The 15,736-nt window shown below is 53.2% G+C and carries 13 protein-coding genes and 1 tRNA gene; all 14 read right to left on the reverse strand.

Annotated elements, in window-relative coordinates; translation table 11 throughout:
• Positions 1–227 (reverse strand): GTP-binding protein (locus tag CDH47_RS17205; protein WP_239985888.1); only part of this gene is annotated, 227 nt, incomplete at its 3' end.
• Positions 228–262: 35 nt separating this feature from the next.
• A complete protein-coding gene (gene fusA / locus CDH47_RS17210; RefSeq protein WP_100641562.1) occupies positions 263–2,365 on the reverse strand; it encodes an elongation factor G in 2,103 nt (700 codons plus the stop codon).
• An 18-nt stretch (positions 2,366–2,383) separates the two neighbouring features.
• Positions 2,384–2,854: a 30S ribosomal protein S7 gene (gene rpsG / locus CDH47_RS17215; protein WP_100641564.1), complete on the reverse strand. Its 471-nt coding sequence runs from the start codon at positions 2,852–2,854 to the stop codon at positions 2,384–2,386.
• Between the two features lie 115 nt (positions 2,855–2,969).
• On the reverse strand, positions 2,970–3,344 hold the full coding sequence (gene rpsL / locus CDH47_RS17220; protein WP_100641566.1) for a 30S ribosomal protein S12: 375 nt from the start codon (positions 3,342–3,344) through the stop codon (positions 2,970–2,972).
• A 161-nt stretch (positions 3,345–3,505) separates the two neighbouring features.
• Positions 3,506–7,720 (reverse strand): DNA-directed RNA polymerase subunit beta', encoded by a 4,215-nt coding sequence (rpoC, locus tag CDH47_RS17225; protein ID WP_100641568.1) that lies wholly within the window; start codon positions 7,718–7,720, stop codon positions 3,506–3,508.
• 76 nt (positions 7,721–7,796) lie between these two features.
• Positions 7,797–11,873 (reverse strand): DNA-directed RNA polymerase subunit beta, encoded by a 4,077-nt coding sequence (rpoB, locus tag CDH47_RS17230; RefSeq protein ID WP_100641571.1) that lies wholly within the window; start codon positions 11,871–11,873, stop codon positions 7,797–7,799.
• 239 nt (positions 11,874–12,112) lie between these two features.
• A complete protein-coding gene (gene rplL / locus CDH47_RS17235; RefSeq protein WP_100641573.1) occupies positions 12,113–12,490 on the reverse strand; it encodes a 50S ribosomal protein L7/L12 in 378 nt (125 codons plus the stop codon).
• 39 nt (positions 12,491–12,529) lie between these two features.
• Positions 12,530–13,060 carry a 50S ribosomal protein L10 gene (rplJ, locus tag CDH47_RS17240; RefSeq protein WP_100641575.1) on the reverse strand — a complete coding sequence of 177 codons (531 nt, stop codon included), beginning with the start codon at positions 13,058–13,060 and terminating at the stop codon, positions 12,530–12,532.
• Between the two features lie 234 nt (positions 13,061–13,294).
• A complete protein-coding gene (gene rplA / locus CDH47_RS17245; protein ID WP_100641577.1) occupies positions 13,295–13,993 on the reverse strand; it encodes a 50S ribosomal protein L1 in 699 nt (232 codons plus the stop codon).
• 1 nt (position 13,994) lies between these two features.
• Positions 13,995–14,426, reverse strand: a complete 432-nt coding sequence (gene rplK / locus CDH47_RS17250) for a 50S ribosomal protein L11 (protein ID WP_072799871.1) — start codon at positions 14,424–14,426, stop codon at positions 13,995–13,997.
• Positions 14,427–14,527: 101 nt separating this feature from the next.
• Positions 14,528–15,061 carry a transcription termination/antitermination protein NusG gene (gene nusG / locus CDH47_RS17255; protein ID WP_100641579.1) on the reverse strand — a complete coding sequence of 178 codons (534 nt, stop codon included), beginning with the start codon at positions 15,059–15,061 and terminating at the stop codon, positions 14,528–14,530.
• A gap of 12 nt (positions 15,062–15,073) precedes the next feature.
• Complete coding sequence (gene secE / locus CDH47_RS17260) at positions 15,074–15,442, reverse strand: preprotein translocase subunit SecE (RefSeq protein ID WP_100641581.1); 369 nt, start codon at positions 15,440–15,442, stop codon at positions 15,074–15,076.
• Between the two features lie 34 nt (positions 15,443–15,476).
• Positions 15,477–15,552, reverse strand: a tRNA-Trp gene (locus CDH47_RS17265).
• A 67-nt stretch (positions 15,553–15,619) separates the two neighbouring features.
• Positions 15,620–15,736: EF-Tu C-terminal domain-related protein (locus CDH47_RS17270; protein ID WP_205077621.1), on the reverse strand; the 117-nt coding region annotated here is incomplete at its 5' end.

Below are 15,736 nucleotides of genomic sequence, written 5' to 3' on the forward strand. Positions count from 1 at the left end.
CGGGTCGGGGAGTCGTACTCAACGTGAGAGGTCGCAATGGTTATACCACGCGCACGCTCTTCCGGTGCGTTATCGATCTGATCGAATGCACTCGCAGAACCTGTACCCCAAACTTCGTGACATACACGAGTCAGAGCAGCGGTCAGAGTCGTCTTACCATGGTCTACGTGACCAATAGTGCCCACGTTTAGGTGGGGCTTACTACGCTCAAATTTTGATTTAGACACAGTTACACCTCTTCCTGTTACTTAAGTCCTGGGTATCAACCCTTATTAATAATTGCTTCGGCAATGTTGTTTGGCGCTTCCGCGTACCGCGAAAACTCCATAGCGTAGGACGCACGACCCTGGGTAGCAGAGCGCAGATCCGTCGCATAACCGAACATTTCCGACAACGGTACTTCGGCGCGAACAACCTTGCCAGCAACACCGTCATCCATACCCTGAATCAAGCCACGGCGGCGGTTCAAATCACCTACCACGTCGCCCATATAGTCTTCAGGTGTTACAACCTCGACTTTCATCATCGGCTCAAGCAGAGCCGGGTTCGCCTCCAGAGCGCCCTTCTTCATCGCCATGGAACCTGCGACCTTGAACGCCATTTCGTTGGAGTCCACGTCGTGGTAAGAACCATCGTACAAGGTTGCCTTGATACCCAGCAGCGGATAGCCGGCCAGACAGCCGTTCTGCATCTGCTCCGAGATACCCTGCTGAACCGCTGGTACATATTCCTTAGGAACGGCACCACCAACGATCTCGTTCACGAAGATGAAGTTCTCAGCACCTTCTTCCAGTGGCAGCGGATCAATTCTGACCTTAACGTGACCATACTGACCACGACCACCAGACTGGCGAACAAACTTGCCTTCAACATCTACCGACTTGCGAATGCACTCACGGTATGCAACCTGCGGCTTACCGATATTCGCCTCTACCTTGAACTCACGACGCATGCGGTCGACGAGGATATCCAGGTGAAGCTCGCCCATACCAGAAATAATGGTCTGACCGCTTTCTTCATCGGTACGCACACGGAAAGACGGATCTTCCTGGGCCAATTTGCCCAGAGCCACACCCATTTTTTCCTGATCAGCCTTGGACTTGGGCTCAACTGCAACCGAAATAACCGGCTCAGGGAATTCCATGCGCTCAAGAATGATCTTGTGGTTTTCATCACACAAGGTGTCACCCGTGGTGACGTTCTTCAGGCCGATCGCAGCAGCGATATCGCCGGCCAGAACTTCCTTGATTTCTTCACGGTCGTTAGCGTGCATCTGAACCATACGGCCCACACGCTCTTTCTTACCCTTCACAGAGTTGAATACGGAGTTACCGGACTCAAGTCTGCCGGAATAAACCCGGAAGAAGGTCAAGGAACCAACGAACGGATCTGTCGCGATCTTAAAGGCCAGCGCCGCAAATGGGGCATTGTCGTCAACCGGACGGGTCTCTTCGGTACCATCTTCATCAATCTCACCACGGATGGCTTTAACCTCATCCGGAGCAGGCAGATATTCGATAACGGCATCGAGAACCGCCGGAACGCCTTTGTTCTTAAAGGCCGAACCACAGCAAGCCAACACGATCTCGTTTGAAAGAGTACGCGCGCGCAAGCCGGACTTGATCTCTTCGACAGTCAGCTCGCCGCCTTCAAGGTACTTGTCCATGAACTCTTCATTGGCTTCAGCTGCAGCCTCAACCAGCGCTTCACGGTACTTGGCCACCTCGTCGGCCATATCGGCAGGAATCTCTTCCTCACGATAGGTCATACCCAGGTCGGCATCGTCCCAGTAAATTGCTTTACCGCGAAGAAGATCGACAACACCGGCAAACTGATCTTCAGAACCAATCGGCAACTGAAGTGGAACCGGGGTCGCACCCAGACGGGTCTTGATCTGCTCAACCACACGCAGGAAGTCTGCACCAGCACGGTCCATCTTGTTAACGAACACCATGCGAGGGACTTCGTACTTGTTAGCCTGACGCCATACCGTCTCGGACTGCGGCTCAACACCGGAGGATCCGCAGAATACAACTACGGCACCATCAAGCACACGTAGCGAACGTTCAACTTCAATTGTGAAGTCTACGTGGCCCGGGGTATCAATTACGTTGATACGGTGCTCTTGGAACTGCTTGTCCATACCCTGCCAAAATGTAGTAACAGCGGCAGAGGTGATGGTAATACCACGCTCCTGCTCTTGCTCCATCCAGTCAGTAGTAGACGCGCCATCATGGGTTTCGCCCATTTTGTGGCTGCGACCGGTGTAATAAAGAATACGCTCGGTCGTTGTGGTTTTGCCCGCATCAACGTGCGCACAGATACCAATGTTTCTGTAACGTTTAATCGGAGTTTTGCGTGCCACTGTATAAACCTCGGCTGTTTAGAAACGGAAGTGAGAGAAGGCTTTATTAGCCTCTGCCATGCGGTGTACGTCTTCACGCTTCTTAACAGCAGCACCCTTGCTGTCAGCCGCATCAAGAATTTCACCTGCCAGACGCTGCGCCATGGACTTCTCACCGCGCTTCCGTGAAAACTCTACGAGCCAGCGCATTGCCAGCGCGTTCTGACGGGAAGGCCGTACTTCTACGGGCACCTGGTAAGTAGCACCACCGACACGACGGGATTTAACCTCAACCATCGGCTGGATGTTTTCCAGGGCCTTCTCGAACATGTCGATCGGCTCTTCCTTGGACTTCTCGGCAACAATTGTCAGAGCACCGTAAACAATACGCTCTGCAACCGCCTTCTTACCGCTCTCCATCACGTGGTTGATGAACTTGGCAAGACGCGCACTACCGAATTTCGGATCCGGGATAATCTCCCGCTTAGCTGCAATTCTTCTTCTAGGCATCGATAAGCCCTTATCTAATTAAAAGGTCTTCAGGAACCCCTGAGATAGCCAACGGCTACTCAGCCTTACTCTTACCGTTCTGACAAGCAACGATAAAAGACACTCTTTCGGCGCATTAAGACTTAGGTCGTTTCGCACCGTATTTGGAGCGGCCCTGCTTACGGTTCTGTACACCCTGGGTGTCCAGTGTTCCGCGAACAGTGTGATAGCGCACACCCGGAAGGTCTTTTACTCGACCGCCACGGATAAGCACAACACTGTGCTCCTGAAGGTTGTGACCTTCACCACCAATGTAAGAGGAAACCTCGAAGCCGTTGGTCAGACGAACACGGCACACTTTACGCAGTGCTGAGTTCGGCTTCTTCGGCGTTGTGGTATACACACGAGTGCATACACCACGGCGCTGAGGACAGGCCTGAAGAGCAGGAACATCGCTCTTGGCTACCCGGCGCTTACGAGGCTTACGCACCAACTGATTAATCGTTGCCATGTAAGCAAACTCCAAAAAACCATATCAATGAAACTTACCCCCAATGAAGGGGGTAAAATTAAGGGTCGCAAGTTTAAGCCTGCGCCCCCGGACAGTCAAGACGACTGCTCTCTTTTTAACCACCTCCGCATAAGTAACTACACGGAGGTGGCACACCACCCTCAACCTCCGCGGTTGAGTTCGGCGCTCAGAGCTTCTTCAACATCCGCCGCAGTTACGCCTTGCTCTTCGAGCTCGCGCTTGCGGCGACGTTCCGCATGATAGGCCAAACCGGTTCCGGCAGGAATCAGTCGACCAACCACAACGTTTTCTTTCAGACCTCGCAGGAAGTCGCGCTTACCAGTGACCGCACCTTCGGTGAGTACCCGGGTCGTTTCCTGGAACGAGGCTGCTGATATGAACGATTCTGTAGCCAGGGACGCTTTGGTGATACCCAGCAGCAAACGCTCAAATCGTGCTGGCTCTTTATCGTCCGCAATTACTTTCTCGTTCTCTTCCAGAAGCCTGGTTATCTCAAGCTGATCACCAGACATCAGAGTTGTATCGCCTGGGTCGGTGACTTCAACCTTGCGCAACATCTGACGAACGATCACTTCAATGTGCTTGTCGTTTATGACAACACCTTGCAGGCGATAAACGTCCTGGATCTCGTTGGTGATGTACTTCGCCAACTCAACCACACCCAGCAGGCGCAAAATATCATGCGGGTTGGATGGCCCGTCTGAAATCACTTCGCCTTTTTCAACGGTTTCGCCTTCGAAAACGTTCATCTGACGATGCTTCGGAATCAGAACCTCGTATGGATCCGCGTCTTTCGGCGTCAACACAAGGCGCTTCTTGCCTTTGGTTTCCTTGCCGAACGACACCACACCACTGATTTCTGCAAGAATCGACGATTCTTTCGGACGACGGGCTTCGAACAAGTCAGCAACCCGTGGCAGACCACCGGTGATGTCACGGGTTTTCGAGCTGGCTTGCGGGATACGTGCTACCACATCACCGAGCTCGATGCGCGCGCCATCGGCCATGGTCACCAAGGCGTTTGCCGGCATGAAGAAGATCGCTGCACCACCTGTTGGCAGATCAACGTCGTTACCCGCTTCGTCGACCATCTGGATGGCCGGGCGAATATCCTTACCAGCCGCCGGGCGCTCCTTAGGATCGATGATTTCCATCGTGGACAAGCCAGTAAGCTCATCTGTCTGGGTGCGCACGGTGATGCCTTGATCCATGTTGACGAACTTGGCAATACCTTCGGCTTCCGCGATGATCGGGTGAGTGTGCGGATCCCACTTGGCAACCACAACACCGGCCTCAACTTCATCGCCGTTTTTAACAGACAGTACGGCGCCGTATGGCAGCTTGTACCACTCACGCTCGCGCCCTTGATCATCGGCGATTGCCAATGCGGAGGAACGGGAAATCACAACCAGAGTGCCATCGCTCTTCTCGAGGGACTTCAGGTTGTGCAGGCGAACCGTACCGCCATGCTTGACCTGAACGCTGTCTACAGCGGACGCCCGGCTTGCCGCACCACCAATGTGGAAAGTACGCATCGTGAGCTGGGTTCCAGGCTCACCGATGGACTGCGCCGCAATAACACCTACTGCCTCCCCAACGTTTACACGGTGGCCACGGGCAAGGTCACGACCGTAGCACTTGGAGCAGATGCCGTGGCGGGTTTCACAGGTAATCGCAGAGCGTACCCAAACCTCATCCACGCCAGCGCGCTCAAGCTCTTCAATCGTTTTCTCATCCAGCAAAGTGCCGGCAGCAACAACCGCATTGTCTTTGTCTGTCGGGGTAAAGGTTTCCCGAGCAGTAACACGGCCCAATACACGATCGCCCAGAGGCACTACAACGTCACCGCCTTCAATGTGCGGCGTCATCAACAGGCCTTCTTCGGTACCGCAATCTTCCTCGGTCACCACCAGATCCTGAGATACGTCTACCAGACGGCGAGTCAGGTAACCGGAGTTTGCGGTCTTCAATGCAGTATCAGCCAGCCCCTTACGTGCACCGTGGGTAGAGATAAAGTACTGAAGTACGTTCAGACCTTCACGGAAGTTAGCCGTGATTGGCGTCTCGATGATCGAACCATCCGGCTTGGCCATCAAGCCACGCATACCGGCGAGCTGACGAATCTGGGCAGCAGAACCCCGTGCGCCGGAGTCTGCCATCATATAGACGGAGTTGAACGACTCCTGCATCAAGTCTTCACCATCTTCGCCCTTGACAGGCTTGCCGTCGGCGCCGATGACCTTTTCCTTGGACAGGCGCTGCATCATGGCCTTTGAGACCTTGTCGTTAGCGCGCGACCAGATATCGATAACCTTGTTGTACTTCTCACCCTGTGTAAGCAGGCCTGAGGCGTACTGGGATTCAATATCTTTTACTTCATCAGAAGCTGCATCCACCAGTTCATACTTCTCTGGCGGGATTTCGAAGTCATTAAAACCAATCGAAATACCGGAAACCGTGGCGTAGTGATAACCCATATACATGAGCTGATCGGCAAAGATAACGGTCTCTTTCAAACCGGCATCGCGGTAGCAGGTATTGATCAGATTAGAGATAGCCTTCTTGACCATTGGCTTGTTAACCAGGTCGTAAGAAAGCCCATCCGGGACAATGTCAAACAGCAAAGCACGACCAACCGTGGTTTCCACGATTTTGTACTCTTCTGTGTTATCACCCTCAGCCTGGATGGAGACCTCTTTAACACGAACCTTGACCATGGCCTGCAGGTCGACCTTACCGGCACCGTAGGCGCGATGCGCCTCTTTGATATCCGCAAACACCATGCCCTCACCAAGCGCACTCTTGCGCTCGCGGGTCATGTAATAGAGACCCAGTACAACGTCCTGGGACGGAACAATGATGGGCTCACCGTTCGCGGGCGACAGGATGTTGTTGGTGGACATCATCAGTGCACGGGCTTCGAGCTGGGCTTCCAGTGTCAGCGGTACGTGTACCGCCATCTGGTCACCGTCGAAGTCGGCGTTATAGGCCGCACAAACCAAGGGGTGCAATTGTATTGCCTTACCTTCGATCAGTACCGGCTCAAATGCCTGGATACCCAAGCGGTGCAAGGTCGGCGCACGGTTAAGCATGATCGGGTGCTGACGAATCACTTCATCGAGAATATCCCAGACCACACCTTCTTCACGCTCCACCATTTTCTTGGCGGCTTTGATGGTCGTGGCCAGGCCGCGATGCTCAAGCTTGGAGAAAATAAACGGCTTGAATAGCTCCAAAGCCATTTTCTTGGGCAGGCCGCACTGATGCAGGCGCAGGGATGGGCCAACAACAATTACGGAACGACCAGAGTAGTCTACCCGCTTACCCAGCAGGTTTTGACGGAAACGACCCTGCTTACCCTTGATCATATCGGCAAGGGACTTCAGCGGACGCTTGTTGGTGCCGGTGATGGCACGCCCACGGCGGCCATTATCCAGCAGCGCGTCAACCGCTTCCTGCAGCATGCGCTTTTCGTTACGCACAATGATGTCGGGAGCATTCAGCTCAAGCAGACGCTTGAGACGGTTGTTGCGGTTGATTACCCGGCGATACAGATCGTTCAGATCCGATGTCGCGAAGCGGCCACCGTCAAGCGGGACCAGCGGGCGCAGATCAGGCGGCAGAACCGGCAACACGGTCATAACCATGTCCCCTGGCTTGTTGCCGGAGTACAAGAAGGCCTCTAGGATCTTCAGGCGCTTGTTGAACTTCTTGATCTTGGTTTCAGAGTTGGTCTGGGGAATCTCTTCTCGCAGGGCATCAACCTGCTCCTGAAGATCAATACCTTCAAGCAGCTCTTTGACCGCTTCGGCACCCATGCGGGCGTCGAACTCGTCACCAAACTCTTCAAGAGCTTCGTAGTACTGCTCGTCGTTCAGCAGTTGTCCTCGCTCAAGGGTGGTCATACCCGGGTCGATTACAATGAACGACTCGAAGTAGAGCACGCGCTCGATATCACGCAGTGTCATATCCAGCATCAAACCGATACGGGATGGCAGTGATTTCAGGAACCATATATGTGCGACCGGACTGGCCAGCTCAATATGGGCCATGCGCTCACGACGAACGCTTGCCAGTGCTACTTCAACACCACACTTCTCGCAGATAACACCGCGATGCTTGAGGCGCTTGTACTTGCCGCACAGGCACTCATAATCCTTGATCGGGCCGAAGATCTTGGCACAAAAAAGACCGTCACGCTCAGGCTTGAACGTACGGTAGTTAATGGTCTCAGGCTTCTTAACTTCACCAAAGGACCAGGACCGGATCATCTCCGGTGATGCCAACCCAATACGGATCGCATCAAATTCCTTGCTTTGGTTCTGGCTCTTGAGAAGATTCAGCAAATCTTTCATCAGTAAAAGCTCCGGATGGCGTTAATCTCGGGCGGGCACACCAAGTGCCCGCTCACGCTGCCAAAAACAATTCGGCTTACTCAGATTCCAGCTCGATGTCGATACCCAGCGAACGGATCTCCTTGACAAGAACGTTGAAGGACTCCGGCATGCCGGGCTCCATGCGATGATCACCATCGACAATGTTCTTGTACATCTTGGTTCGACCGTTCACGTCATCAGACTTAACAGTGAGCATTTCCTGCAGCGTATAGGCTGCACCGTAAGCCTCGAGGGCCCACACTTCCATCTCACCGAAACGCTGACCACCGAACTGAGCCTTACCACCCAGCGGCTGCTGGGTAACCAGGCTGTACGAGCCGGTAGAACGGGCGTGCATCTTGTCATCAATCAAGTGGTTAAGCTTGAGGATATACATATACCCTACTGTAACCGGTCGATCGAAAGCATCTCCGGTGCGACCATCGTAGAGCATGGTCTGCCCCGTTGTGCTCAAGCCCGCCAGTTCAAGCATGTGCTTGACTTCGAATTCCTCGGCACCATCAAACACCGGCGTGGCCATGGGAACACCACCGCGCAGGTTATGAGACATCTCAAGAATCTCTTTATCACTCAAAGAGTCCAGATCAACCTTGAACACTTCGTCAGAGTGATTATAGATTTCATCAAGAAGCTTACGCAGCTCGGCCACCTTGCGTTGCTCGTCCAGCATTTTGCTGATGCGCTCGCCAAGACCTTTTGCTGCTGCACCCAAGTGGGTCTCAAGCACCTGCCCAACGTTCATTCGGGACGGAACACCCAACGGATTCAGCACGATATCGACGGTATTACCGTATTCGTCGTAAGGCATATCTTCAATCGGCATAACTGCCGAGATGACACCCTTGTTACCGTGACGCCCAGCCATCTTGTCACCAGGCTGAATGCGACGCTTGATCGCAAGGTAAACCTTGACGATTTTCAGTACGCCCGGCGCCAGATCGTCGCCCTGCTGGAGCTTGCCCTTCTTGTCGTCAAAACGCGCTTCGTGTTCTTTAGTACGCTCTTCAAGACCTTGCTCGGACTTCTCAAGCAGCTCATTCAGACTTTCGTCCTCCATGCGCAGCTTGAACCAATCTGCACGCGGTAGCTCAGTCAGGTACCCTTCATCGAGGCTGGCGCCTTTTTTCAGACCCGGGCCACTAATGACCTTTTGCCCTTTCAAAGCTGTCAGCAAACGCTCGAAGGTGGCGCCTTCAACGATACGATATTCGTCTTTCAAGTCCTTTCGGTACTGATTCAGCTGCTCCTTCTCAATTGATTGAGCGCGCTGATCCTTCTCGATGCCATCGCGGGTAAAGACCTGCACATCGATCACGGTACCGCGAGTGCCTGTTGGCACACGGGAGGAGGTGTCTTTCACATCAGACGCCTTCTCACCGAAGATAGCCCTCAGCAGCTTTTCCTCCGGGGTCAGCTGGGTCTCACCTTTCGGCGTTACCTTACCTACCAGGATATCGCCAGCGCCTACCTCAGCACCGATGTAAACAATGCCGGACTCATCCAGCTTGGACAGCGCGCTTTCACCAACGTTCGGAATATCCGCGGTGATCTCTTCGCTTCCCAGCTTAGTATCCCGAGCCACACAAGTCAGTTCCTGAATGTGGATGGTAGTCAGGCGGTCTTCCTGAACCACTTTCTCGGAAATAAGGATAGAATCCTCAAAGTTGTAACCATTCCAAGGCATAAATGCGATACGCATATTCTGCCCCAGAGCCAGCTCACCAAGATCAACAGACGGACCGTCTGCCAATACGTCACCACGGGCAATTTCATCACCCTGGCGAACGATAGACCGCTGATTAATACAGGTGTTCTGGTTTGAGCGGGTGTATTTGGTGAGGTTATAAATATCCACACCAGCATCACCGGCCTCGGTCTCTTCGTTGTTAACACGCACCACAATACGGGCCGCATCAACACTTTCGATGACACCACCACGACGAGCTGTGACACAAACACCGGAGTCTTGGGCAACAGTACGTTCAACACCAGTGCCTACCAGAGGCACTTGCGAACGCAGAGTCGGAACCGCCTGACGCTGCATGTTCGCACCCATCAAGGCCCGGTTAGCATCATCGTGCTCAAGGAACGGGATCAATGAGGCGGCAACGGATACTACCTGACGCGGCGATACGTCCATGAAATTAACGCTTTCAGGAGGCATAACCGTGGTTTCGTTCTGGTGACGTACTGTAACCAGCTCATCTTGAAGGCGCATGCCGTCGTCCATTGCCGCACTGGCCTGGGCGATAACGTAATTGCTCTCCTCAATGGCTGACAGGTAAACCAGCTCATCTGTAACCACGCCGTCAATTACCTTTCTGTACGGACTTTCAAGGAAGCCGTAAGAGTTGGCACGAGCATAGGTTGCCAGGGAGTTGATCAGACCGATGTTCGGGCCTTCCGGCGTCTCGATCGGGCACACACGGCCATAATGGGTCGGGTGTACGTCACGAACCTCAAAGCCAGCACGCTCACGGGTCAGACCGCCAGGCCCAAGAGCCGAAATACGACGCTTGTGGGTTACTTCCGACAACGGGTTGTTCTGATCCATAAACTGGGACAGCTGGCTCGAGCCAAAGAACTCCTTGACTGCAGCCGCCACCGGCTTGGCATTGATCAGATCCTGGGGCATCAGGCCTTCGCTTTCGGCGAGGCTCAGCCGCTCACGAACGGCACGCTCCACACGCACCAGACCAACGCGGAACTGATTCTCGGCCATTTCACCGACGCAACGTACGCGGCGATTACCCAGGTTATCAATGTCGTCTACCGTGCCCTGGCCATTACGGATATCGATCAGGGTTTTGAGGACATCGATAATGTCTTCATTGGTCAGCGTACCCTCACCCGTGCTTTCCTCGCGGCGCAAACGGCGGTTAAGCTTCATCCGGCCTACAGCAGACAGGTCATAACGCTCTTCAGAAAAGAAAAGGTTATTGAACAGGTTTTCTGCTGAATCCTTAGTTGGCGGTTCTCCAGGACGCATCATCCGGTAGATTTCCACCAGGGCTTCCAGCGGGCTACGGGTCGGGTCGATACGCAGGGTATCAGACATAAACGGACCGCAATCCAGGTCGTTGGTGTAAAGAGTCTCGATATCTGTCACTCCAGAATCAAGAATCTTGGCAACAACCTCGTCGCTAAGCTCGGTGTTACACTCTACCAGCACTTCTCCGCTGGCCTTATCCACCATGTCCTTGGCCAGAACACGGCCATACAGATACTCTGTAGGCACTTCCAGCTCAGTGATACCCGCCTTTTCCAACTGCCTGATGTGTCGAGCCGTTATACGACGTCCCTCTTCCACGATCAGCTTGTCTTCATTGTCCTTGATATCAAACGTTGCAATATCACCACGAAGACGACTCGGAACCAGCTCCAGCTTGCAGGTTTCCGCTCCCAGAGTGAACTTACTGGTCTCAAAGAACATTTCCAGCATCTGCTCGGATGTATAGCCAAGCGCACGCAGGAGAATGGAGGCCGGCAACTTCCGCCGACGGTCAATTCGAACGAAAACGGAATCCTTGGGATCGAATTCAAAATCGAGCCAGGATCCACGGTAAGGAATCACCCGAGCCGAATACAACAGTTTGCCGGATGAGTGGGTTTTGCCTTTGTCATGGTCAAAGAACACACCGGGAGAGCGGTGGAGCTGGGAAACAATAACACGCTCGGTACCATTGATAACGAAGGTACCATTCTCAGTCATCAGGGGCATTTCGCCCATGTAGACTTCCTGTTCCTTGATGTCCTTGATCGCCTTGTTAGACGACTCCCTATCATAAATGATAAGGCGAACTTTAACTCTCAGCGGCGCCGCGTATGTTACGCCCCTAAGCTGGCATTCCTTAACATCGAATACGGGCTCACCAATGCGGTAGCTCACGTACTCGAGCGCAGCATTGCCAGAATAGCTGGCAATCGGGAATACGGATTTGAATGCTGCATGAAGACCGGTTTCCCGACGGTCTCCGGGTGCGGCTTCCATTTGCAGGAAGTCCCGAAATGAATCCAGCTGAATAGACAGCAAATAGGGGACATCCATCACGGAAGGCAATTTACTAAAATCTTTGCGAATCCGCTTTTTTTCAGTGTAGGAGTAAGTCATCTGCATTCCCCAGCTTTAGACCTGATACCTGGTATCAAGAAGCAACCAATGTTCTGCTTCGGGGCCGAATTGCTCGGCTTATCGCGCCGTCTTGAACGAAGAACCCGGCTACCGTCAGAAGATGTAAACCATCTGAAACGTAAGCCAGACTCTTTAGCATATACAACAGAAAAAGGCCGGTGGCACAAAGCCACCAGCCTGCCTGCACTTAAAGTGCAGCTTCAATCAACAGCCGACTCTTACTTGAGCTCAACAGAAGCGCCTGCTTCCTCAAGCTTCTTCTTGGCTTCTTCTGCGTCTGCTTTGCTCGCTGCTTCCTTGATTGTGGAAGGCGCGCCGTCAACCATTTCCTTAGCTTCTTTCAGACCCAGGCCGGTCAGTTCACGAACAGCCTTGATAACGTTAACTTTCTTCTCGCCAACGCCGGTCAAAACAACATCAAACTCAGTCTGCTCTTCAGCAGCGGCTGCGTCGCCACCAGCAGCTGCAGGTGCAGCAGCAACAGCAGCAGCGGCAGATACGCCGAACTTCTCTTCCATTGCTTCAACCAGCGCAACAACGTCCATTACGCTCATTTCAGCAATTGCATTCAAAATATCGTCTTTAGACAGAGCCATGACTTTCTCCCAAAAAATAAAATATGGTGTTCAACAGAATCAAGCAGCGTCTTGCTTCTGGTCTCGAACTGCCGCAACGGCGCGGGTCACTTTCGAAGGAACTTCGTTCAGTGTCCGTGCCAGCTTGGTGATTGGTGCCTGTGTAACAGCAGCCAGCATCGTCAATGCTTCGTGACGTGTTGGCAGCTTGGCAAGACGATCGATTTGTTCTGCGCCCATCAGCTCACCGCCGACTGCCAGTCCTTTAATATCGAATGCGTCTTTCTCTTTGGCGAAGTCCTTCAGCAGGCGTGCAGCCGCACCCGGATCTTCCATTGAGAATGCCAGAATGGTTGGGCCAACCAGAACTTCATCGATGCACTCAAACTCAGTACCACGAATGGCGATCTTCGCAAGGTTGTTACGAACAACCTTGAGACGCACATTTTCGGCACGAGCTTTGGCACGCAGAGCCGTCATATCACCAGAGGTGACACCACGATAGTCAGCCAACACCACAGACAGAGCACCACCGGCAGTCTCGTTGACTTCAGCGACGATCGCTTTCTTGTCTTCGAGTCTAATTGCCACTGGATTTCTCCTCGATTTCGCCGGGGTTATTCCCGGCAAACCCATCATTGCCCTGGAAGCCGGACATTCCAGCTTCCTTCGGGCGCCTTAACGGTGTTTGGGTTCAGAGAGAACGTCTTCACACCGTCTGCGCAGGCGTTGCTTTAACCCTTCCAGTCAGAAGACTTCAGGGGCCTGCGGTCTTTGACAGCCTTGGCTTCCGCCCAGACTACAAAGTCACTACCGATCATTGGATCAGATATCCAGACCGTTCTGATCGATAGTCAGGCCAGGACCCATCGTTGACGATAGAGTGATCTTTTTAAGATACACACCTTTCGCCGAAGACGGCTTGGCCTTTTTCAGATCCGCAACCAGAGCCTCAAGGTTTTCCTTGATGTTCTGGGCAGAGAATTCAACATTACCCAACGGCGAGTGAATAATACCGTTTTTGTCCGTACGGTAGCGCACCTGACCCGCTTTGGCGTTTTTGACAGCAGTCTCAACGTCAGGGGTAACTGTACCTACTTTCGGGTTAGGCATCAGGCCGCGAGGCCCTAGGATCTGACCCAGCTGACCAACAACGCGCATAGCATCGGGAGTGGCAATAACCACATCGAAATCCATGCTGCCGCCCTTTACTTGCTCAGCGAGGTCATCCATACCAACAATATCAGCGCCTGCAGCAGTCGCCTTCTCAGCGTTTGCACCCTGAGTAAATACAGCTACACGAACTGTCTTACCTGTGCCGTGCGGCAATACTGTGCTGCTACGAACAACCTGGTCAGATTTACGTGCATCAACACCCAGGTTGATCGCAACGTCTACTGACTCCTTGAATTTTACGCTTTGGCCCAACTCAACCAGCAGCGACACTGCCTCGTCAACAGAGTAAGAACGGGTTGACTCGACCTTTTCGCGAATAAGCTTCTGACGCTTGCTCATCTTAGACATGTTACACACCCTCCACGGTCAGGCCCATGCTGCGGGCAGTTCCAGCAATGGTGCGAACCGCTGCATCCATATCGGCAGCAGTCAGATCCGGCTCTTTAGTCTTGGCAATCTCTTCAAGCTGCTCGCGAGTGACCTTGCCAACCTTCTCTGTGTTCGGGCGACCAGACCCACTCTTCACACCGGCTGCCTTCTTGAGAAGTACAGGGGCTGGTGGAGTTTTGGTGATAAACGTGAAGCTGCGATCACTGTATACCGTAATAACGGTAGGAATAGGAAGTCCGGCTTCCATATCCTGAGTCTGTGCGTTGAACGCTTTACAGAACTCCATAATGTTAACGCCGCGCTGACCCAAAGCAGGACCAACGGGGGGACTTGGGTTGGCCTTACCGGCAGCAACCTGAAGCTTGATATACGCTTCTATCTTCTTAGCCATGATAGTACTCCTATGGGTTCAAGCGCCTTTCGGCTCCCCTCTGCAGACACAAAAAGCCCGCAACACCTCAGCGTGCGAGCCTTCCGGTTAAAAGCTGCCAGTCAGTCTTTCTCGACCTGCCCAAACTCCAACTCGACCGGAGTTGAACGACCAAAAATCAGAACAGCAACTTTGACACGACTCTTGCCGTAGTCAACTTCCTCGACCACGCCATTGAAGTCCGCAAACGGGCCTTCAATAACGCGAACAACCTCACCTGGCTCAAATAGCGTCTTGGGCTTGGGCTTATCGGCACCACTCTCAACGCGCCGTAAAATTGCCTCTGCCTCTCGCTCAGTGATCGGAGCCGGCTTATCTTTAGTACCACCGATGAAACCGAGAACACGAGGCGTGTTTTTCACAAGATGCCAGGTACCGTCATCCATCTCCATCTGAACAAGAACGTAACCGGGATAGAACTTGCGCTCGCTTTTGCGCTTTTTCCCGTCACGCATTTCAACAACTTCTTCGGTAGGCACCAGGATCTCGCCGAACCTGTCTTCCATACCTTCGAGCGCAATACGCTCCATGAGAGTGCGCATCACAGCCTTCTCGTAGCCTGAATATGCGTGAACTACGTACCAGCGCTTAGCCATTGCCCACTCCTGTTAACCTATGAATCCGGCGACCAGCCAACTGATGATGGAGTCCATACCCCACAACAACAGGGAGACAACCAACACAAAAACCACAACAATGACTGTGGTTTGCACCAACTCTGGCCTGGTGGGCCACACCACCTTCCGGATCTCGACGCGCGCCTCTTTGAGGAGGGTTGCGAACCGCCGTCCGCGCGCTGTCTGCAAAGCCACCAAGGCTGCAACCAACGCGAGAACAACAAGAGCCAGAACCCGATACAACAAAGACTCGGCACTGAAATACTGATTACCAACCACACCAACGGCAATCAACACGAACACAACTAGCCACTTCACGACATCGAAGCGACTGCTTGACTGAACGGCTTTTGACTCCATGGGAATCAACTTATGTATCCGGATGTTAAAAAAATGGCAGGCCAGGAGGGAATCGAACCCCCAACCTGCGGTTTTGGAGACCGCTGCTCTGCCAATTGAGCTACTGGCCTGCACCGAAAAAACTCAGTGCACTTTCTAACAGACGCGCCAAAATGGCGCGCCCGGCAATCGAACCTATTACTCGATGATCTTTGCGACGACGCCGGCACCAACGGTACGGCCGCCTTCGCGAATCGCGAAGCGTAGACCGTCTTCCATGGCGATCGGAGCAATCAACGTTACTTCCATCTTCAC

The sequence above is a fragment of the Marinobacter salexigens genome, assembly GCF_002806945.1.
Lineage (GTDB): Bacteria > Pseudomonadota > Gammaproteobacteria > Pseudomonadales > Oleiphilaceae > Marinobacter > Marinobacter salexigens.